Genomic DNA, 19,521 nt, shown 5'->3' on the forward strand with positions numbered 1-19,521 from the left:
TATGGCAACTGCCAGCATCATATATTGGACAGGGGGTGGCGGCAGGCGAATACTCCCCTTCCCACGTCACACGTGCACTGCCGTGTCTTTCTCCGATCATCGCCCGGGTTTGTTGCCTGACCCACCCACCCGTTCCGGCCCCGACGCCGACGCCGACGCACCTGCAGCGGTGCGCATTCGCCTGGCGCTGTTTCTGGCCGGCTTTGCGACCTTTTCGCTGCTGTACAGCGTGCAGCCGCTGTTGCCGGAATTTGCGCGTGCCTTCAAGGTGGACCCAGCGACCGCCTCGCTGCCGTTGTCGCTGGCGACCGGTGCGCTGGCGCTGGCGATTTTTGGTGCTGGCGCAGTGTCGGAAAACCTGGGCCGGCGCGGATTGATGTTCGTGTCGATCGCATTGGCGGCAGGACTCAATCTGATTGCTGCGTTCCTGCCGCACTGGGGCGCGCTGGTGGTGGTGCGTACCTTGTCCGGCATCGCGCTGGGCGGGGTGCCGGCGGTGGCGATGGTGTACCTGGGCGAAGAATTGCCGGCCAACAAGATGGGGGCGGCCACCGGCCTGTACGTGGCCGGCAATGCCTTTGGCGGCATGAGCGGGCGCATCGTGATGAGCGTGCTGACCGACTACACCGATTGGCGCACCGCATTGGCGGTGTTGAGCGTGTTTGACCTGCTGTGCGCGCTGGCGTTCTTCTGGTTGCTGCCGCCGTCGCGCAATTTCGTGCGCCGGCACGGCATCAACCTGCGCTTCCATCTGCGCGCCTGGGCCGGGCACCTGCGCGATCGCAATCTGCCGTTTCTGTTCGCGCTGCCGTTCCTGTTGATGGGTGTGTTTGTGTGCCTGTACAACTACGCCGGCTTTCGCCTGGGTGGGCCGGAATTCGGCTTGAGCCAGAGCCAGATCGGGATGATCTTCAGTGCCTATGTGTTCGGCATCGTCAGTTCCTCGGTGGCCGGTGCGGCATCGGACCGGTTCGGGCGCGGGCCAGTGGTCACGATCGGCATCGTGCTGTGCGGGCTCGGCGTGGCGCTGACCCTGGCGCACGTGCTGGCGTTGGTGGTGGCCGGCATCGTGGTGGTGACGATCGGGTTCTTCATCGCGCATTCGGCCGCCAGCGCATGGGTGAGCCGGCTCGGTGGTGCGCATCGCAGCCATGCCGCGTCGCTGTATCTGCTGGCGTATTACGCCGGCTCCAGCGTGATCGGCGCGCTCGGCGGCTGGTTCTGGCAACACGGCGGCTGGGCCGCGTTGGTCGGCATGTGCCTGACATTGTTGATGCTGGCGCTTGCGTCGGCATACGTGCTGCGCCAACGTGCCGACGATGCACGCCCCTATGGCCGGTTTGCCCCGCATCCTGCGCGGGGCGAGTGATGCAGCGCGCCCGACGCTTCTAGCGCGCCCGCTGGCGCCGTGTGGCTTGCGCGGCTGAAGACGTGGCGGCCGTTGCATCCCCGGCTGCCTGCGCCAAGGTTGCCAACAGATGCGCACGCCGCCGCTCCAGATCGGCCAGCTGGCGCTCGATCAGCTGCAGGCGCGCGCGATGCGCCGGCGCGGTTTCCGGGCACATCTGCGCGCCTTCCACCAGGCGCATGCACTCAGGAAAGCCGACAATCTCATCCAGGTTGAAACCTGTTGCAATCAGGCGCTGTATCTGGCGCACCTGTGCAATGCATGCATGAGGAAAGACCCGGTAGCCGTTGGCGCTGCGCGAGGATGTCAGCAACCCGTGCGCATCGTAATGACGGATCGAACGCACGCTGGCGCCGGTTTGTTGCGCCAGCGCACCAATGCGCAGCAAGGGTTCGGAGCAAGCGGCCATGCGCCAAGCATACGCTGCGCGCACGGCTTGACCCTCACATTGGTGTGAGGCTGCACGATCACGGCTCTCATTCGTCTGGAGCTCACCCGATGTCCGTTCGCCTGTTGCCCGGCAGCCGCATGCTGCCGCTGCGCTACCTGTTGGCGTGTGTGTTGTTGATATGCTCGATGTGGGCGACAGCCAGCCCGGGCGCCATTGCGGCCGCACGTAGCTATACCGTCACCGCACCCGATGGCGTGCGCCTGGCGGTGCAGGAGCACGGCGCCACCGATGGCCCGGCCATCGTCTTCGTGCATGGCCTGCTCGGGAGTCGCATCAATTGGGATGCACAACTGGCCGATGTGCGCCTGCAGCGGTATCGGCTGATTACGTACGATTTGCGCGGGCATGGCGCTTCCGGCAGGCCGGCTGCCGCATCGGCGTATCAAGACGGCATGCGTTGGGCCGACGACCTGGCTGCCGTGCTGAAGGCCGCAAACGCGCGCCAGGCGGTCCTGGTGGGCTGGTCCCTGGGCGGCGCGGTGATCAGCAACTACCTGAGCCGATATGGCGATACCGGGCTTGCCGGCGTGGTGTACGTCGACGGTGTGATCGAACTGCGCGCAGAGCAGTTGGGCGCGCATCCGGCGGTCTATCGCGATCTGGTTTCGCCCGATCTGCGTACGCATCTGCAGGCGGTGCAGGATTTCCTGCGGCTGTGCTTTGCCACCCAACCGGCGGTGCCGGTGTTCGAGACCTTGCTGGCCAACGCATCGCTGGCCTCGTGGGACATGCAGCGTGCCGTGCAAGGCATGTCGATCGATGTCGGCGGCCTGCAGCGCACGCGCCTGCCGGTGCTGCTGATGTACGGCGCGCGCGATGCCCTGGTCGCCACCGAGCCGACCGTGGCGCGTGCGCGCCAGCTGCAGCCGCGCGCGCAGACCGTGCTGTATCCGGATGCCGGGCATGCGCCGTTCCTGGAGGACAGCGCGCGTTTCAATCAGGATCTGCTGCGCTTTGTCGAGCACTGAACGCGCCGCGCATTGAGCGCCGGCAGCCACAACATGCCCCACCGCGAACGGCTCGAAACCACCTGCGCGGCCATGGCGTGATGCCGTACCGTCTGCGTGCCCGCATCCAGGGCGGCGCGTTGCGCGTATTCGGTGTAAATCTTCACTTGTCGACGACGGTGTGATGTGCACAGCTATGCGCGAACAAGCGCGCCGGTCTGGCGGCCGACACGGCGCCGCGGCGGGCCGGGCACGTGGCGCTGGCGCAACGTGCTCCCATGGCTTTCCGGAACTACCACATGACCGCTGTCCCTGCCCACGACGATCACCCGCTGCAGGACTTCATCGCGCGCCATCGGCGCCTGTTCGTGCTCACCGGTGCCGGCTGCAGCACCGATTCGGGCATTCCCGATTACCGGGACCTGCAAGGCGGCTGGAAGCGTCCACAGCCGGTGACGTTCCAGGCGTTCATGGGCGAGCTATCCACGCGGCAGCGCTACTGGGCGCGCAGCCTGGTCGGCTGGCCGCGCTTCGGCCAGGCACAACCCAATGCCACCCATCACGCGCTCGCTGCGCTGGAAGCGCGCGGCCAGTTGGAAGTGCTGCTCACCCAGAACGTGGACCGCCTGCATCAGGCCGCTGGCAGCCAGGCGGTGATCGATCTGCATGGCCGGCTCGATGTGGTGCGCTGCATGGGCTGCGAGCGCCGCATGCCACGCAGCGAATTTCAACTGTTGCTTGAGCAGGCCAATCCGGGCTGGGCAGCGCTTGAGGCCGCGCAGGCGCCCGATGGCGACGCCGATCTGGACGATGTGGCCTTCGAGCATTTCGTGGTGCCGCCGTGCCCGGTGTGCGGTGGCGTGCTCAAGCCGGATGTGGTGTTCTTCGGCGAGAACGTGCCGCGCGAGCGGGTGGAGCGCGCCTTTGCGCATCTGCACGCTGCCGATGCAGTGCTGGTGGTGGGTTCGTCGTTGATGGTGTACTCGGGCTTTCGCTTCGTGCAGACCGCCGCGCGCAACGGCTTGCCGATCGCCGCGCTCAACTTCGGGCGCACGCGTGCGGACGCGCTGCTGACGTTGAAGGTGGAGCAGTCGTGTGCGCAGGCGCTGGCGTTCCTGCACGGGCCGACGGACCTGCCGCGTGTACGTAGCGTCAATGACGCCGGTGCGCGCTCTGCATGACGCAGTGATCCATCGCAGCGGTTGTGCCGGCGCGCGCGGCGCAGTGCAATAAGCACCCCATGTCAGCTGTGGATGCCGCCTTGAGCCAGTTGTTCTCCCCCATCACCTTCGGTCCGCTCGCGCTCGCCAACCGGATTGTCATTGCGCCGATGTGCCAGTACTCGGCACAGGACGGCCGCGCCAGCGATTGGCACCGCATCCACCTGGGCACCTTGTCGCAATCGGGCGCCGGCTTGCTGATTCTCGAAGCGGCGGCGGTGGTGCCGGAAGGGCGCATCAGTTACGCCGATCTTGGTTTGTACGACGATGCGACCGAGCAGGCCCTGGCCGAGGTGTTGCAATCGGTACGACGCTGGTCGCCGATGCCGATCGGCATCCAGCTGGCGCACGCCGGCCGCAAGGCGTCGACCGATCTGCCGTGGAAAGGCGGCGAGGCCATCGCACCCGATCATGCGCATGGCTGGCAGACCGTGTCTGCATCGGCGCTGCCGTTCCGGCAGGGACAGCCGGTGCCGCAGGCATTGGACGAGGCGGGGATCGATGCCGTGGTGGACGCCTTTGTCGCATCGGCAAAACGTGCCGAACGGCTGGGCCTGGAGTTGATCGAACTGCACGCCGCACATGGTTATCTGATGCATCAGTTCCTGTCGCCGCTGAGCAACCAGCGCAGCGATGCGTATGGCGGGTCGCTGGAAAACCGCATGCGGCTGACGCTACGCATCTTCGATGCGGTGCGTGCGGCAGTGTCCGAAAAAATCGCCGTTGGCGTGCGCATCTCGGCCACCGATCGGGTCCAAGGCGGTTGGGATGTGCAGCAGAGCATTGCCTTTGTCGCAGGCGCTGGATGCACGCGGCGCGCATTACATCCACGTCTCCAGCGGCGGGCTTGATCCACGCCAGCAGATTCCGTTGCAGGCGGGCTATCAGATTCCGTTCGCGCAGGAGATTCGCGCGCAGGTGAACACGCCGGTGATTGGCGTAGGCTTGATCACCGAGCCGGCGCAGGCCGAGGCAATTTTGCAGGAAGGCCAGGCCGACGCGATCGCGCTGGCGCGTGGCATCCTGTACGACCCACGCTGGCCGTGGCATGCCGCCGCGGCACTGGGCGCATCGGTCACGCCGGCACCGCAATACCTGCGTTGCGAACCGCGCGATGCGCGGGGCGTGTTCGCCAACTGACTTCACCTGACGTCATACCGAACAAGGACACCGCATGCCGATAGGATTTCTGGGCTTGGGCACGATGGGCCTGCCGATGGCGCACAACCTGCTGCGTGGCGGGTTCGCGTTGAGCGTGTGGAACCGTTCGCACGAACGCGCCCAGCCGCTGCACGACGCTGGCGCCACGGTGGTGGAGCAACCGCACGATACCGCGCACGGCCCGCTGCTGTTTTCGATGCTGGCCGACGACGATGCAGTGCGCCAGACCGTGCTGGAGCGTGGCGTACTGGATGCGCTGCCGGCGGGCAGCGTGCACGTCAACATGGCCACCATTTCGGTGGCGCTGGCACACGAGTTGACCGCGCTGCATGCCGAACGTGGCGTGGCCTACGTGGCCGCGCCGGTGCTTGGGCGTGTGGATGTAGCCGAAGCCGGCAAGCTCAATATCCTGGCCGCCGGCGATGAAGCGGCCGTGGCTCGGGTGCAGCCGATGTTCGATGCGCTGGGGCAGAAGACCTGGTACATCGGTCGCGCACCGGAGCAGGCCAATGCAGTGAAGCTGGCCGCCAACTTCTGCCTGGCCAGCGCCATCGGCGCCATGGCCGAAGCCAGTGCGCTGGCACGCGGTCACGGTGTGGATGCCACGCAATTTCTGGGCATGCTCACCAGCACCTTGTTCGCCGCGCCCGCCTACCAGGGCTATGGCCGGCTGATCATGCAGCGCCAATACCTGCCGGCGGGTTTCACCGCCACGCTGGGCCGCAAGGATGTGGACCTGGCCATCCAGGCCGGCGCCGACAAGCAGGTGCCGATGCCGTTGGGCGAACTGCTGCGCGCAGGGCTGGACGAGGCCATTGCGCATGGCGACGGCAACGCAGACTGGGCGGTCCTGGCGGACGTCTCGGCGCGGCGGGCAGGGCAGGTGGCCTGATCACCTTGCGCAACGCGGATTGAGCCCTGCGCAAGGCACTTGGCTTCATGCCACGACGGCCCACCGCTTGCTCACCCAAACATGCAGCGGACCTTCTAAAATGCCGGCTCGTTACAGCCGCCGCTCCAGGGAGGATGCGATGCGACACCTGCAGATCACGCTCGGCTTGGCCGCGCGCGCGCCGCGCGCACGGGCTTGCGCCGGTGGCACGCGATGACCGACGCACCGGTCATCCACCAGGGCCCGGTGGGCCCCGACCATCCCGAGCACCCGGACCACTACCTGTTCGCACAGATCCGCGAAGCGGTCAGCGTGCTGGACGCCGAGTTAGGCAAGCCCGTGGACCAGGCAAGCGAGCGCATGGCCGCGCGCCTGCTGCCGCTGGCCAAGCAGCATGGCTTCGACCAGGTGGACTACGTGGTGCTCAGCCGCCATCTGGGCGAAGTCGGCGAGAACGTGTTCCTGGTGCGTGGCGAGCTGTCCGACCCCGCGCATCTGCGTGCACACATCACCACGCAGGAAGCCATGGAAACATCGGTGGACGCATCGCTTGCGCAGCTGGAGGAGATCAACCGGCGGCTGATGCTGCGTTTGCCGCCGCGCTGAGTGCCGATGCCGGACGTGCGTGGCGGTGCCGCGCATCCGCATCGGTGCACGCATGGCCCTGCCGGGCGACACGTGATGTTGGCTGCACGTCATCTTGCAGAGCGTCAAACATCGGCTGGACGGCACGCCGGTTTTTGCACCCGTTCGCACTGCAAAAGTTACCGACGCAAGCACTGCGTCGGTGATGTCGCGCATTGGCTATCATTGCGCCGATGCGCTCCGACTACATCCTCACCCTGTCCTGTCCCGACCGCACCGGTATCGTCTATCGCGTGACCGGGCTGCTGTTCGACCTGGCCTGCAACATCCTCGACGCACAGCAATTCGGCGACGACGAAAGCGGGCGATTCTTTCTGCGCGTGCATTTCCACAAACCGGCAAAGACCGACATTGCCGCGCTGGAGCAGCGCTTTGCCGTGCTCGCTGGCGAATTTCAGATGACATGGCAACTGCATGACGCACGCCGCCGCGCGCGCCTGCTGGTGCTGGTGAGCAAGCAGGGCCATTGCCTCAACGACCTGTTGTTCCGCATGCACAGCCGGCAATTGCAGGTGGACATCGCTGCGGTGGTCTCCAACCACACCGACTTCGCGCCGTTGGCAGCCTCCTACGGCATCGCCTTCCACCATCTGCCCGTGAGCGCCGACACGCGCGCCGCGCAGGAAGCGCAGCTGCTCGCCCTGGTCGATGATCTGCAGATCGATCTGGTGGTGCTGGCGCGCTACATGCAGATCCTGTCGCCGCAGCTGTGCCGGGCACTGGCCGGGCGCGCGATCAATATCCATCACAGTTTCCTGCCCAGTTTCAAGGGCGCGCAGCCGTATCACCAGGCGCACGCGCGCGGGGTCAAGATCATCGGCGCCACCGCGCACTACGTCACCGAAGATCTGGACGAAGGCCCGATCATCGAGCAGGACGTCGCCCGCGTGGACCACGCCATGACCCCGCGCGACCTGATCCGCCTGGGCAGCGACACCGAATCGCTGGTGCTGGCGCGCGCAGTACGCCGCCACGTCGAACACCGCATCGTGCTCAATGGACATCGCACGGTGGTGTTTCGGTGAGGTCGGGATTCGGGAATCGGGATTGGGGAATCGCAAAAGCGGCTTGACCGATTGCGTTTCAGCCGTGGCGCTACCGCTCTTGCCAATCCCGAATCCCGAATCCCGAATCCCGAATCACGGCTCAAAGCGATACCCCGCGCCATAGACCGAGCGGACCCAGTCCTCGCCGCCGGCGTCGGCGAGCTTGCGGCGTAGATTCTTGACGTGGCTGTCGACAGTGCGGTCGGTGACGATGCGGTGGTCGGCGTAGAGCCGGCCCATCAGTTGCTCGCGCGAGTACACCCGCCCCGGGGCGGCGGCGAGGGTGCGCAGCAGGCGGAACTCGACCTGGGTCAGGTCCAGGGCGCGGCCGTCCACGCTGGCGCGACAGGCATCCTCGTCGATATGCAGGCCCGGTGCCGGTGCGCCGTGGGGGTCGTGGCGATGACGGCGCAACACTGCCTGGACACGCGCCACCACTTCGCGCGGGCTGAACGGCTTGCAGATGTAGTCGTCCGCGCCGATCTCCAGGCCCAGCAGGCGGTCGATTTCCTCCACGCGTGCGGTGACCATGATGACCGGCACCGCGCTTTCCCTGCGCAGGTCGCGGCAGATGTCCAGGCCGCCACGGTTGGGCAGCATCAGGTCCAGCAACACCAGGTCCGGCTGCTGCGCGCGGAATGCGCCCAACGCTTGCGCGCCATCGGCGATCCAGTCGTGCGAATAGCCGGCCGCGTGCAGGTACTCGCCCAACACCGCGGCCAGGCGCGGTTCGTCCTCGACGATCAGCACATGCCCGATCGGGGACGCGCTGCTCATGCGGCCAGCGCCGGCAAGCGCAGCACCATGCGCAGCCCGCCCAGTGCGGAAGCCTCGGCGTGGATCGAGCCGCCGTGTGCCTCGGCGATGTTGCGGCAGATCGCCAGGCCCAGGCCGCTGCCGCCGCTGGCACGATTGCGTGAGGCCTCGGTGCGGTAGAAGCGTTCGAACAACCGCGCGCGCTTGTCTGCATCCACGCCTGGCGCGCTGTCTTCGACCACCAGCTCCAGCACCGCGCCGCGGCGCACGCAGCGCACCTGCACCGTGCCACCGGCGTCGGTGTAGCGCAGCGTGTTTTCCAGCAGGTTGCCCAGCAGTTGCTGCAGACGGCGCTCGTCGCCGTCCAGCTGCAGCGGGCCGGCATCGATCTGCGCCTGCACCTGCAGCTGCGCGGCGGCAAAGCGCGCGCGCAAGCCGTCCAGCACGGTTGCCAGGATGACCGCCAGATCGACGGGAGCGCGCCGATACGCCAGCGCACCGACATCGGTCAGCGACACGTCGTACAGGTCCTCGATCAGCTTGCCCAACTGGCCGACCTGCTGGTGCAGCGACCCCAGCGAGTTGGGTGTCATCGGCCGGATGCCGTCCTGCAGTGCTTCTAGTTCGGCGCGCAGGACCGCCAGCGGCGTGCGCAGCTCGTGCGAGATGTCGGCCATGAAGTCGCGCCGCGCGCGTTCGTTGTGCTCCAACGCTTGCGCCAGCAGGTTGAAATCGCGCGCCAGCTGGCCCAGTTCGTCGCGCGCCGCGGCGTCGATGCGGGTGGCGTAGTCGCCCGCAGCGAGCAGGTGGGTGGCCTGGGTCAGGCCACGCAGGCGCCGCAGCAAGGTGCGCGACAACAGCCAGCCGAGCAGCGCGGCGACCAGCAGGCAGGCGCCGCCGATCGCCCACCACGCGCGTTGCTGGGCGGCGTAGAAGCGCGCATCCGCCGCTGCCAGCGCCTTCTGGAACGGCAGCATCGCCATCCAGCCGACGGTGCGGCCGCCAACCACCACCGGGCGCAGGATGTCGTGGCGGCCGACATCCGGATTGCCGATCACCGGCGTGTAGTCCTGGTCGAGCAGCGCGAAGCGAAACACCGCGCCGGTCTGGTCGGAAATCGGCGGTGCCTCGCGCGGCGGGCCGGGGCCACGCTCCGGGCGCATCAGGACGAACCAGGCATCGGGATTGTCGCGCACGAACTCCCAGCTGCCGTGCCGCGCGTATTCGGCCCTGACCCGTGGCAAGGTCTCTTGCATGCGCTCTACGCCCTGTTCGTTGAGGTAGTCCAGGAACTGGCGTTTGACGAAGGCCTGCACCGCGATGCCGTTGATCAGCAGCACTGCCACGCACGCGGCGAGGATGGCGAGAAACAGCTTGGCGGTGATACCCAGTTTCATCGAAGAGGTGATGCGAAGCGCGGTAACCGCAGCTGCTGCGTATTAGCCGGGTCGGGCCAGGGGAAATCAAGCGAATCGACGCCGCGGCCGGCAATCTCCAAATTTGCTGCACATTCGCGCCGTAGCGTGGCCACATTCGGATAAACCGTGAGTTCGTCGCATGTTGCCCGTCGCTACCCATCGTTTTCGCACTGCGTCCGTGCGCTTGCTGCTGCTCGCCGCCGCGACCACGCTCATGGCCGCGTGTTCTTCCAGGCAGCCGCCGCAGATGCCGCAGACGCAGGTCGGCGTGCAGACGTTGAAGGCGCAGCGGCTGGCCGTGGACCAGACCTTGTCCGGTCGCACCGTGGCCTACGTCACCTCGGACGTGCGCCCGCAGGTCGGCGGCATTTTGCGCAAGCGGCTGTTCACCGAAGGCCAGGACGTCCAGGCCGGGCAGGTGCTGTATGAAATCGATCCGGCCAGCTACCAGGCCGCGTACGACACGGCCAAGGGCGATCTGGCGCAAGCCGAGGCGGCGGTGTTGTCGGCCAGGCCCAAGGGGCAGCGCTACCAGACCCTGGTCGGGCTGGATGCGGTCAGCAAGCAGGACGGCGACGATGCGTTGGCCACGCTGCGCTCGAACCAGGCAGCGGTGGTCGCGGCCAAGGCATCGTTGCAGACCGCGCGCATCAATCTCGACTACACCCGCATCACCGCGCCGGTGTCCGGCCGCATCGGCACCTCCAGCTACACGCCGGGCGCGCTGGTCAGTGCCGGCCAGAGCGAGGTGCTGGCCACCATCAACCAACTGGACCCGATCTATGTGGACGTCACCCAGTCCAGCGTCCAGCTGCTGCAGTTGCGCCGCCAGCTCGACGCCGGCCAGCTCAAGGCAGTGGATGGCAAGGCCGAGGTGACGCTGCAACTGGAGGACGGCAGCACCTACGCACACAGCGGCACGTTGGAGGTGGTGGATGCCGCGGTCGATACCGCCACCGGCACGGTGAAGCTACGCGCGGTGGTGCCCAATCCCGAGCGGGTGTTGCTGCCGGGCATGTATGTCACCGCGAAGCTCTCGATGGCCGTGGACGAGCAGGCCATCCTGGTGCCGCAGCAGGCGATCAGCCGCAACAGCAAGGGCCAGGCGGTGGCGATGGTGGTCGGCAGCGACAACAAGGTCGCGCAGCGGGTGCTGACCACCGGCGATGCGATCGGCGACAAGTGGGTGGTGCGCCAGGGATTGAAGGCTGGCGACAAGGTCATCGTGCAGGGCCTGCAGAAGGCGTCGGTCGGCGCCGAGGTCAGGGCCGTGGAAGTGAGCCAGACCGCTGCGGCCGACTCGGCCGCCAACGCGTCGCCATCCACGCAGGGCACCGCCGCGGCGGCGCCCAAGGCCGACTGAGGAACCGCCATGGCCCGCTTCTTCATCGACCGCCCCATCTTCGCCTGGGTCATCGCCATCGTGATCACCCTGGCCGGCGCGCTCTCGATCCTGTCGTTGCCGCTGGAGCAGTATCCCAACATCGCCCCGCCGACGATCAACGTCAGCGCCACCTACACCGGTGCCTCGGCGCAGACCGTGCAGAACTCGGTCACGCAGATCCTCGAGCAGCAGATGACCGGGTTGGACCACCTGCTGTACATGTCTTCCAGCAGCAGTTCCGCCGGCACCGCCTCGATCACCCTGACCTTCGATTCCGGCACCGACCCGGACACCGCCCAGGTGCAGAACAAGGTGTCGCAAGGCGAGGCGATGCTGCCGGAGGCGGTGCAGAGCAATGGCGTGACCGTCACCAAGTCCACCGGCAGCAGCATGTTCATGGTGCTGGCCTTCACCTCCGAAGACGGCAGCATGGACAGCACCGACATCGGCGACTACATGGTGTCCACGCTGCAGGACCCGATCAGCCGGCTCAACGGTGTCGGCGGGGTCAACGTGTTCGGCTCCGAATACTCGATGCGGGTGTAGCTGGATCCGGACAAGCTGCGCACCTATGCGCTGATGCCCGCGGACGTGAGCAACGCGATTTCGGCGCAGAACGCCGACGTCTCCTCCGGCGCGCTGGGCGCGTTGCCGGCGGTGCAGGGTCAGCAGCTCAACGCCACGGTCACCTCGCGCAGCAAGCTCAAGATCCCGGCGCAATTCGAAGCGATCGTGCTGAAGTCGCAGCCCGGCGGCGCCACCGTGTATCTACGCGACGTGGCGCGAGTGGAGCTGGGTTCCAAGTCGTATGCATCCAGTTCCAAGTACAACGGCAAGTCAGCCTCGGGCATGGGACTGGAGCTGGCGACCGGCGCCAATGCGCTGGATGCGGCCAAGGCGGTGGAAGACAAGCTCGAACAGCTCAAGCCGTACTTTCCCACCGGGCTGAAGTACGAGATCGCCTACGACACCACGCCGTTCGTGCGCATTTCCATCGAGGAAGTGGTCAAGACCCTGCTTGAGGCGATCGTGCTGGTGGTGCTGGTGATGTACCTGTTCCTGCAGAACTGGCGCGCCACGCTGGTGCCGGTGATCGCGGTGCCGGTGGTGCTGTTGGGCACCTTCGGCGTGCTCGCCTTGCTCGGCTATTCGATCAATACGCTGACCATGTTCGCGATGGTGCTGGCGATCGGCCTGCTGGTCGATGACGCCATCGTGGTGGTGGAGAATGTCGAGCGCCTGATGAGCGAGCAAGGCATGTCGCCGCGGCAGGCCACCCACACCTCGATGGGGCAGATCTCCGGCGCGCTGGTGGGCATCGCCCTGGTGCTGACCGCGGTGTTCCTGCCGATGGCGTTCTTCGGCGGCGCCACTGGCGAGATCTACCGCCAGTTCTCGGTGACCATCGCCGCGGCGATGCTGCTGTCGCTGCTGGTGGCGCTGACCCTGAGCCCGGCATTGTGCGCCAGCCTGCTCAAGCCGATCGCGCGCGGCGGACACGTCTCGCGCCAGGGCGTGCTCGGGCGCTTCTTCGGCTGGTTCAACGCCCGCTTCGACCGCAGCGCCGAGGGTTACGGCCGCGGCGTGGGCACGTTGATCGGCCATCGCAAACTCGGCGGGCTGGTCTACCTGGCGCTGCTGGTGGTGATGGCGCTGTTGTTCTGGCGCCTGCCCAGTTCGTTCCTGCCCGACGAAGACCAGGGCATGCTGATGGTGATGTTCACCACACCGGCCGGCGCCACGCAGCAGCGCACGCAGCAGTCGATCGATCAGGCCACCGACTTCATCCTCAAGCAACCGGAAGTGGCGGGGATGATGACCATCTCCGGCTTCAGCTTTGCCGGCAGCAGCCAGAACTCGGGCATGGGTTTCATCAAGCTCAAGGATTGGGCGCAGCGCGATGCGCCTGCGCAGGAGATCGCCAACCGCATCACCGGCGCGATGATGGGCGCGCTGCCCGATGCGCAGGTGTTCGCACTGTCGCCGCCGGCGATCAACGGCCTGGGTACCAGTTCCGGTTTCACCCTGCAGTTGCAGGACGTGGCCGGCAAGGGCCACGACGCGCTGGTCACCGCCAGGCAGCAACTGCTGCAACTGGCCAACGCCGACAAGGACCTGACCGCCGTGCGCTTCAACGGCCTGGACGATGCGCCCACCTACCGCGTGCAGATCGACGACGCCAAGGCTGGCGCGCTCGGCCTGGATGCGGCGGACATCAACACCACGCTGGCCACGGTGATGGGCGGCAGCTACGTCAACGATTTCCTCAACAACAACCGGGTCAAGCGCGTGTACGTGCAGGGCGAGCCGAGCGCGCGCATGCTGCCTGCCGACATCGGCCGCTGGTACGTGCGCAACAGCAGTTCGGAGATGGTGCCGTTCTCGGCGTTCTCCAGCAGCGCGTGGGCGTATGCGCCGCAGGTGCTGAGCCGCTTCAACGGCGTAGAGTCGATGGAGATCACCGGCAGCGCTGCCAGTGGCATCAGTTCCGGCGAAGCGATGAACGGCATCGCCGTGCTGGTGGGCAAGATTGGCAAGGACGTGGGTTACGCCTGGTCGAGCATGTCCTACCAGGAGCAGGCTGCCGGCGCGCAGACCTGGATGCTGTACGCGGTGTCGCTGGTGTTCGTGTTCCTGTGCCTGGCCGCCCTCTACGAGAGCTGGTCGATCCCGATCTCGGTGATGCTGGCGGTGCCGGTGGGCATCGTCGGCGCACTGCTGGCAACGTGGCTGCGCGGGCTCTCCAACGACATCTATTTCCAGGTCGGCCTGCTGGCGACGATGGGCCTGGCGGCCAAGAACGGCATCCTGATCGTGGAGTTCGCCAAGGAACTGGAAGAAAAGGGCCAGCCGCTGATCGAAGCGACCTTGCGTGCCGCGCGCATGCGCTTGCGCCCGATCGTGATGACCTCGCTGGCGTTCCTGCTCGGCGTGCTGCCGATGGTGGTCAGCAGCGGCGCCGGCTCCGGTGGACGCCATTCGCTGGGCACCGGCGTGCTCGGTGGCACGCTGGTCTCTACGCTGCTGGGCATCTTCTTCGTGCCGTTGTTCTACGTGATGGTGCGCAGCGTGTTTCCGGGCAAGGCGTCTGATCACGCGACAGCCGCTGAGACGTCCGAGGTGGCCCCGTGATGCGCTTCAGCTTTGCAAGTGTGGCAGCGGCCTGCGCCATCGCCTTGAGTGGTTGCGTCAGCATGGCACCGCATTACGCGCGCCCGGATGCGCCGGTGCCCGGGGTGATCGGCGACACCGGCAGCACCGGCAACGCAGGCACCGGCATGCCGAATGCAGCCGCTGTGGATTGGCGGCAGGTGGTGACCGATGCGCGTCTGCAGCAGGTGGTCGCGCTGGCGTTGGACAACAACCGCGACCTGCGCGTGGCAGTGCTCAATATCGAGCAGGCACGCGCGCAGTACCGCATCCAACGTGCGAGCCTGTTTCCCGCCGTCGATGCCACCGTCTCGCATACCGCGCAGCGCGCTGCGGCAGCGACCAGTTTCACCGGCGCCCCGCAGATCATCCGCAGCGCCAGCGGCGAGGTGGGCATCAGCAGCTGGGAGCTGGACCTGTTCGGCCGCATCCGCAGCCTCAAGAACCAGGCCCTGGAAACCTATCTTGCCAGTGAGCAAACCCAGCGCAGCACGCGTCTGAGTCTGGTCGCTGAAGTGGCCAACGACTGGTTGACCGTTGCCGCCGATCAGCAGCGCCTGGCGCTCGCGCAGCAGACCATGGACAGCCAACGCAAGACCTTGCGTCTGACCGAGCTGCAGCACGACAACGGCATCGTCTCCGGTCTGGATCTGGCGCAGATCCAGACCAGCGTGGAAAGCGCGCGCGCTGATGTGGCCAACTACACCACCCAGCTGGCGCAGTCGCGCAACGCCTTGAATCTGGTCGTGGGCACGCCGGTGCCGGCTGCGTTGTTGCCTGCCAGCGATGCGATCGAGACGGGCGTGGCGCTTGCGCCGTTGCCTGCCCAGCTGGAATCGCGGGTGTTGTTGCAGCGCCCTGACGTGCTGTCGGCCGAGCACACGCTCAAGGCCGCCAATGCAGATATCGGCGCAGCACGTGCGGCCTTCTTCCCCACCATCTCGTTGACCGCCAATGCCGGGCGCGGCAGCGATGCGTTATCCAGCCTGTTCGATGGCGACCATACATGGTCGTTCTCGCCCAGCGTGAGCTTGCCGATCTTCCGTGCCGGCGCGTTGAAGGCCGAACTGGATGTGGCCACGCTGGAAAAGGACATCACCATTGCGCAGTACGAATTGGCGATCCAGACCGCCTTCAGTGAAGTGGCCGATGCACTGGCCGAACGCACGCAGCTCGAAGAACGCATGCATGCGCAGCAGGCGATGGTGGACGCCGCACAACGCAGCTTCAGCCTGTCGGATGCGCGCTATCGCCACGGCGTGGACAGTTACCTGGTGACGCTGGATGCGCAGCGCACGCTCTACAGCGCGCAACAGACATTGATCAGCTTGCGGCTGACCGAGGCGAGCAATCGGGTGACCTTGTACAAGGTACTCGGCGGTGGCGCCGATGCGCAGAGCGGCGCGTCTGTGGCGGGTGCGGCGCGTTAGCGTATTGCCCGCACGCTCGTAGGAGCGGCGCAGCCGCGACAGACATTGTCGGTCATGCCTGTCGCGGCTGAAGCCGCTCCTACAACAAACATATTCCGATCAACTGCACCAGCGTCGGCTTAGGCACCTGGTCAAATCGGCGCTGCACCGGGGACGTGCCCGGGACAGCGCCTTGCCCAATCCCTAATCCCGATTCCCTGGCTTTTCAGCAGCCGAATGGCTGATCATCCCGGCCCTCAACGCGCCGCATTCGCATTCATCACCGCGTTGCGATTGGCATCCAGATACTGCGCCGGGTCGCGCATGCCGGTGGTGTGGCATTGGCCGGTGGTGTGGCCGCGATTCACGCCACCCGGCAGCTGCGCATTGACCTGCTCCACCGTGCCGTCTTCCGGGTCGTTCAACACCAGGTCCGAGGCAGCGTTGCAGTAGTCGTTGGTGTACCAGTTGGTCTTGGCGAACGAGGTGGTGTAGTAGTTGACCTTGGCGCGTGCATCGGCCGGGATGCCGGCCAGCCAGGCCTTGGCGCCGTCGTAGGTCATGTCGCTATTGGTGCCGCAGCCCACGCCGAACCACGAACCCACCGCGGCCAGCACCCCAGACAGATTGGTGCCTTGATACGGCGTGCCCACCGATTGCATCACTCGCCCACCGGTGGCGTTATCCAGCCCGCTCCAGTAGTAGGCATACAGGTGCAGCGCCGCCATGCCGCCCTGGCTGTGCGCGACCGTGGAGAACGACGACCATTGGCTGGCGAACTGCGCGATTCGCTGCGCAAACTGATCGTTGCTGCGGTTCTGCTTGGCATCCAGGAAGGTCGAGGCGTTGGTGAATTGCGCCTGTGGCCATACGCCGTTGGAGCAATAGCCGTGCACCAGCACCAGTTGCGAACCGGCGGCCTGAGGCTGTGCCGTTGTCATCGCAGACGCCAACGCAGTCGGGCGCGGGCCCATGCGCATGCTTTCATCGATTGCCGTGCTGGCGCGCGCGATGCTGGCGCGTCGCAACGCGGGCACCTGCAACGGTAGCGTGGCGGCCTGCACCAGCGGGATGTAATGGTCCGGGTCTTCGATGCGCAGGCTGCGCAGCGTAAACGGCGCACGCGCACCGGCGCGCGCAATCCAGCGTTCGTCCAGGCTTAGCGGGAGCTGGCCTTGTTGCGGCGTCAGCATGCCGCCGATCCAGGCCACCGGGATGTCCTTGCCCTTGGCATCGGTGCCCCAGACCTGGCCGAACACGCGGTAATGCGACGGCGCGTTGCCTCGCGCAGCCACTGGCAGCGCGATCGTCAGCCGCGTGCCCGCTGCAGCACGTGCGCCCAGGGCATTGCCGAGCAGACGTAGCGACGTATCCACCACCGGCACCACATGCTCGCTGGTCCGCACGAACGGCTGGCCGGCCTGGTCATGCCCATGCACGACGACCTGGGCAATCCAGGTACCCTCGCTGGTCGGTTGGAATGTGCCGCCGTACACGCCATCGCCAGCGGCGCCATCGTCGTGCTTGCCGTCGTCGGCCATCGGCAGGCTGCGCACACCGCCTTGCGGATCGATCACACGCAGGCTTGCTTCGTCGATCGTTCCGGCTTGTGCCGTCAGCAGCGTGGCGCCGCGTACATCGTTGCCGCTCAGCAACGCGTTGAGCGTGAGCGACTGGCCAACCTGCTGCTGACGTGTGCGCAGGTACGAAGCAAGCTGCGTGCGCGCATCGCCTTCCATCAGCACGTAGCCACGCTGCGCCACCGGCGAGGACGACTGCAGCGTCAATGACCAGGCGCCGTTGCGCGCCGACTCCACGGCGTAGCGCACGCCGCTGGTGCCGTGCTCGGCGGTGCCCAGCAGCGTGCGCTGCGCTTGCAGCGGCGTCGCCACGGCGGCGGTGCGCGCGCCGGCAAGCTGAGGTGCAGCCACTGCCGCCTCCCAGGCCTGATCGCCGGCCAGCACCATGAAGCGCAGGTGCCCGTTTTCCACCGGCAAGCTGCCTTGCCAGCGCGCGGATTGACCGGCCGGTGCCAGTTCCACCGGCAGCAATGCACTCTTGGACAGAATCGCCGACTCGGCCGGATCTGGCGCACGCATCTGCGCGAACTCTTCCGGTGGGCCAGCCAATTGTTTGGGCTGCAACTCGGCTGCCGCAAGCGGCGCGCAGAGCAATGAGAGGGAGCACAACAGCGACAACGGCGACGGCTTCGGCATGGCAGATCTCTCCGTGAGCATTGCAGAAGCGATGCCATCGCGCACGGCAACGACATCGGATGCAGCGCCCCCTCGCCGCGATTCGTAGACGGTTATACCGCGCTCTTGTGACAGGTCTGCTGTGCGCTGCAACACTCGCGGTGCCGCGCGCAAGTCGTTAGAAATCAAGCAATGCTGATGGTGATCGGGGTCGCGGACGCGGTGTTGTTTAGAGAAGCGCGTGCAGCGCAGGAACACGCAATTCTCTCTTCAACCTCTTGCGATTTAGCTGGAGCGGCCAGATGGCCTTGACCCATGACGCATACAGCGCATTCAGCTGTTCTCATCCTCGTCGGCCTTGCCACGGCTGGATAGCCAGATCAGCAGCAGTGTGACCGTCTCAAGCCCGCGCCGATTGGCACACGGACAGGTTGCTGTCAGGCCTGATCGGCGCGCACGGAACGCATGCGATCTTGCTGCGAAGCACGCGAGCGATAGTGCGCAACCCACTCCACAGACTGGGCGATGCCGCCGAACGGAAACAGGTGCAGGCGGACATCTCCATGGGCTTCTGTCAGGCGGCTGGCGAGGCGATCGACAAAGCGATCCGGTCCCGCGTTGCCGAATAACTTGCCAATGGAAATGCCATAGTTTGAGAGCACCGACGCGCAGGCGCCGACACCGCAGCTTGCCGCATAGCGTGCGAGAACGGCGACACTGGCAGGACCAGGCACGCCCACCCGCACCGGATGCGTCATGCCACGCGCGCGCAACGCTTCCAGCCATGTCACCACGATGTCGGCGTCGAACCCGAACTGCGTCACGATCAGGGGCGCCATGCCACGCTCCTGGATGCTGCGACACTTGCGTTCCAGCACGTCCCATTGTTCTGTCGTGCGCAGGATCGGATGCCCCTCCGGGTGACCCGCCACGGCGATGGTGCGGATGCCTGAGCGTTCAAACACACCCGTCTCGATCAGCGACACGCTGTCGGGAAACGGTCCCTTCGGAGTGGAGGGATCGCCCGCAATCACCAGGCAGCGTGTGACGCCGGCCTCATCGACCAGGCGCGCGATACATGCCTGCAGTTCCCCGAGCGAGCCGATGCGACGCGCGGAAAGATGGGGCACAGGTTCGAAACCAAGGCTACGCACCATCTGTGCTGCGGCCAGCCGCACCGCCTGGTTTTGGCCTGGCAGGTAGGGGATGAACATGGCGCAGCCAGGCAGGATGCGTGGGGCCGCATTGGTCAGCGCGCCGACGTCCTTGGCGCTGACCTCCAGCGAATAGGCCTCGGTCACGGTGCTCGCGAAGTTCGGCGTGTCGGTAGAAATCACGGGTCTTGCCGTCTTGTCATGATGATCGGGTGGCATCGCCACGACGCACTGATCCAGCGGAAAGGAGCCAAAATCCCCATGTGGTCTCCGCTGGACTGGCGA

13 protein-coding genes and 2 pseudogenes are annotated in these 19,521 nt (G+C 66.4%); 10 read left to right on the top strand and 5 right to left on the bottom strand.

Annotation, left to right across the window (positions count from 1 at the left end; translation table 11 throughout):
• Positions 1-82: 82 nt before the first annotated feature.
• On the top strand, positions 83-1,369 hold the full coding sequence (locus ACCQ15_RS01545) for an MFS transporter (protein WP_372381130.1): 1,287 nt from the start codon (positions 83-85) through the stop codon (positions 1,367-1,369).
• 19 nt (positions 1,370-1,388) lie between these two features.
• Here ACCQ15_RS01545 and ACCQ15_RS01550 read toward each other — a convergent pair whose 3' ends face one another.
• Positions 1,389-1,817, bottom strand: a complete 429-nt coding sequence (locus ACCQ15_RS01550) for a MerR family transcriptional regulator (RefSeq protein WP_008575614.1) — start codon at positions 1,815-1,817, stop codon at positions 1,389-1,391.
• 89 nt (positions 1,818-1,906) lie between these two features.
• Here ACCQ15_RS01550 and ACCQ15_RS01555 point away from each other — a divergent pair, with 89 nt between their 5' ends.
• The 6 genes and pseudogenes from ACCQ15_RS01555 (at position 1,907) to purU (ending at position 7,749) form a co-directional block, all read left to right on the top strand.
• Positions 1,907-2,827, top strand: a complete 921-nt coding sequence (locus tag ACCQ15_RS01555) for an alpha/beta fold hydrolase (protein ID WP_277575256.1) — start codon at positions 1,907-1,909, stop codon at positions 2,825-2,827.
• A gap of 278 nt (positions 2,828-3,105) precedes the next feature.
• Positions 3,106-3,987 carry an NAD-dependent protein deacetylase gene (locus tag ACCQ15_RS01560; protein ID WP_033479224.1) on the top strand — a complete coding sequence of 294 codons (882 nt, stop codon included), beginning with the start codon at positions 3,106-3,108 and terminating at the stop codon, positions 3,985-3,987.
• Positions 3,988-4,067: 80 nt separating this feature from the next.
• Positions 4,068-5,166 (top strand): annotated as a pseudogene (locus ACCQ15_RS01565) (NADH:flavin oxidoreductase/NADH oxidase).
• 34 nt (positions 5,167-5,200) lie between these two features.
• Complete coding sequence (locus tag ACCQ15_RS01570) at positions 5,201-6,079, top strand: NAD(P)-dependent oxidoreductase (protein WP_372171955.1); 879 nt, start codon at positions 5,201-5,203, stop codon at positions 6,077-6,079.
• Positions 6,080-6,292: 213 nt separating this feature from the next.
• Complete coding sequence (locus tag ACCQ15_RS01575; protein WP_008574877.1) at positions 6,293-6,685, top strand: XVIPCD domain-containing protein; 393 nt, start codon at positions 6,293-6,295, stop codon at positions 6,683-6,685.
• Positions 6,686-6,897: 212 nt separating this feature from the next.
• Positions 6,898-7,749 carry a formyltetrahydrofolate deformylase gene (purU, locus tag ACCQ15_RS01580; RefSeq protein WP_372381131.1) on the top strand — a complete coding sequence of 284 codons (852 nt, stop codon included), beginning with the start codon at positions 6,898-6,900 and terminating at the stop codon, positions 7,747-7,749.
• A gap of 114 nt (positions 7,750-7,863) precedes the next feature.
• Here the strand turns inward: purU and ACCQ15_RS01585 are convergent, their stop codons facing one another.
• Both ACCQ15_RS01585 and baeS read right to left on the bottom strand, forming a co-directional pair.
• The gene (locus ACCQ15_RS01585) at positions 7,864-8,547 is read right to left on the bottom strand and encodes a response regulator (RefSeq protein ID WP_031420758.1); all 684 of its coding nucleotides are present in this window, start codon (positions 8,545-8,547) and stop codon (positions 7,864-7,866) included.
• Positions 8,544-9,923, bottom strand: a complete 1,380-nt coding sequence (baeS, locus tag ACCQ15_RS01590; protein ID WP_029818346.1) for a sensor histidine kinase efflux regulator BaeS — start codon at positions 9,921-9,923, stop codon at positions 8,544-8,546. The genes ACCQ15_RS01585 and baeS overlap by 4 nt, the downstream gene beginning before the upstream one ends.
• 160 nt (positions 9,924-10,083) lie before the next feature.
• On the opposite strand from baeS, the gene ACCQ15_RS01595 reads away from it, so the two are divergent.
• The 3 genes and pseudogenes from ACCQ15_RS01595 to ACCQ15_RS01605 all read left to right on the top strand — a co-directional run bounded on the left by ACCQ15_RS01595 (position 10,084) and on the right by ACCQ15_RS01605 (position 15,908).
• Positions 10,084-11,307 carry an efflux RND transporter periplasmic adaptor subunit gene (locus ACCQ15_RS01595; protein WP_372381132.1) on the top strand — a complete coding sequence of 408 codons (1,224 nt, stop codon included), beginning with the start codon at positions 10,084-10,086 and terminating at the stop codon, positions 11,305-11,307.
• Between the two features lie 9 nt (positions 11,308-11,316).
• Positions 11,317-14,460, top strand: a pseudogene (locus ACCQ15_RS01600) (efflux RND transporter permease subunit).
• Entirely contained in the window at positions 14,460-15,908 is a 1,449-nt protein-coding gene (locus tag ACCQ15_RS01605) for an efflux transporter outer membrane subunit (RefSeq protein WP_277569238.1), read from the top strand. The pseudogene ACCQ15_RS01600 and the gene ACCQ15_RS01605 overlap by 1 nt, the downstream one beginning before the upstream one ends.
• A 236-nt stretch (positions 15,909-16,144) precedes the next feature.
• Here ACCQ15_RS01605 and ACCQ15_RS01610 read toward each other — a convergent pair whose 3' ends face one another.
• Entirely contained in the window at positions 16,145-18,103 is a 1,959-nt protein-coding gene (locus ACCQ15_RS01610; RefSeq protein WP_372164991.1) for a choice-of-anchor X domain-containing protein, read from the bottom strand.
• 416 nt (positions 18,104-18,519) lie between these two features.
• On the bottom strand, positions 18,520-19,419 hold the full coding sequence (locus ACCQ15_RS01615) for a methylenetetrahydrofolate reductase (protein ID WP_218555301.1): 900 nt from the start codon (positions 19,417-19,419) through the stop codon (positions 18,520-18,522).
• Positions 19,420-19,521: the final 102 nt, after the last annotated feature.

It is taken from the genome of Xanthomonas sp. NCPPB 1754, assembly GCF_041475725.2.
GTDB classification, from domain to species: domain Bacteria; phylum Pseudomonadota; class Gammaproteobacteria; order Xanthomonadales; family Xanthomonadaceae; genus Xanthomonas; species Xanthomonas euvesicatoria.

Bases quoted from the DNA above. Each gene is read 5' to 3' on its own strand.
- ACCQ15_RS01550 (WP_008575614.1), bottom strand. From the start codon at position 1,817: ATGGCCGCTTGCTCCGAACCCTTGCTGCGCATTGGTGCGCTGGCGCAA.
- ACCQ15_RS01555 (WP_277575256.1), top strand. From the start codon at position 1,907: ATGTCCGTTCGCCTGTTGCCCGGCAGCCGCATGCTGCCGCTGCGCTAC.
- ACCQ15_RS01560 (WP_033479224.1), top strand. From the start codon at position 3,106: ATGACCGCTGTCCCTGCCCACGACGATCACCCGCTGCAGGACTTCATC.
- ACCQ15_RS01570 (WP_372171955.1), top strand. From the start codon at position 5,201: ATGCCGATAGGATTTCTGGGCTTGGGCACGATGGGCCTGCCGATGGCG.
- ACCQ15_RS01575 (WP_008574877.1), top strand. From the start codon at position 6,293: ATGACCGACGCACCGGTCATCCACCAGGGCCCGGTGGGCCCCGACCAT.
- purU (WP_372381131.1), top strand. From the start codon at position 6,898: ATGCGCTCCGACTACATCCTCACCCTGTCCTGTCCCGACCGCACCGGT.
- ACCQ15_RS01585 (WP_031420758.1), bottom strand. From the start codon at position 8,547: ATGAGCAGCGCGTCCCCGATCGGGCATGTGCTGATCGTCGAGGACGAA.
- baeS (WP_029818346.1), bottom strand. From the start codon at position 9,923: ATGAAACTGGGTATCACCGCCAAGCTGTTTCTCGCCATCCTCGCCGCG.
- ACCQ15_RS01595 (WP_372381132.1), top strand. From the start codon at position 10,084: ATGTTGCCCGTCGCTACCCATCGTTTTCGCACTGCGTCCGTGCGCTTG.
- ACCQ15_RS01605 (WP_277569238.1), top strand. From the start codon at position 14,460: ATGCGCTTCAGCTTTGCAAGTGTGGCAGCGGCCTGCGCCATCGCCTTG.
- ACCQ15_RS01610 (WP_372164991.1), bottom strand. From the start codon at position 18,103: ATGCCGAAGCCGTCGCCGTTGTCGCTGTTGTGCTCCCTCTCATTGCTC.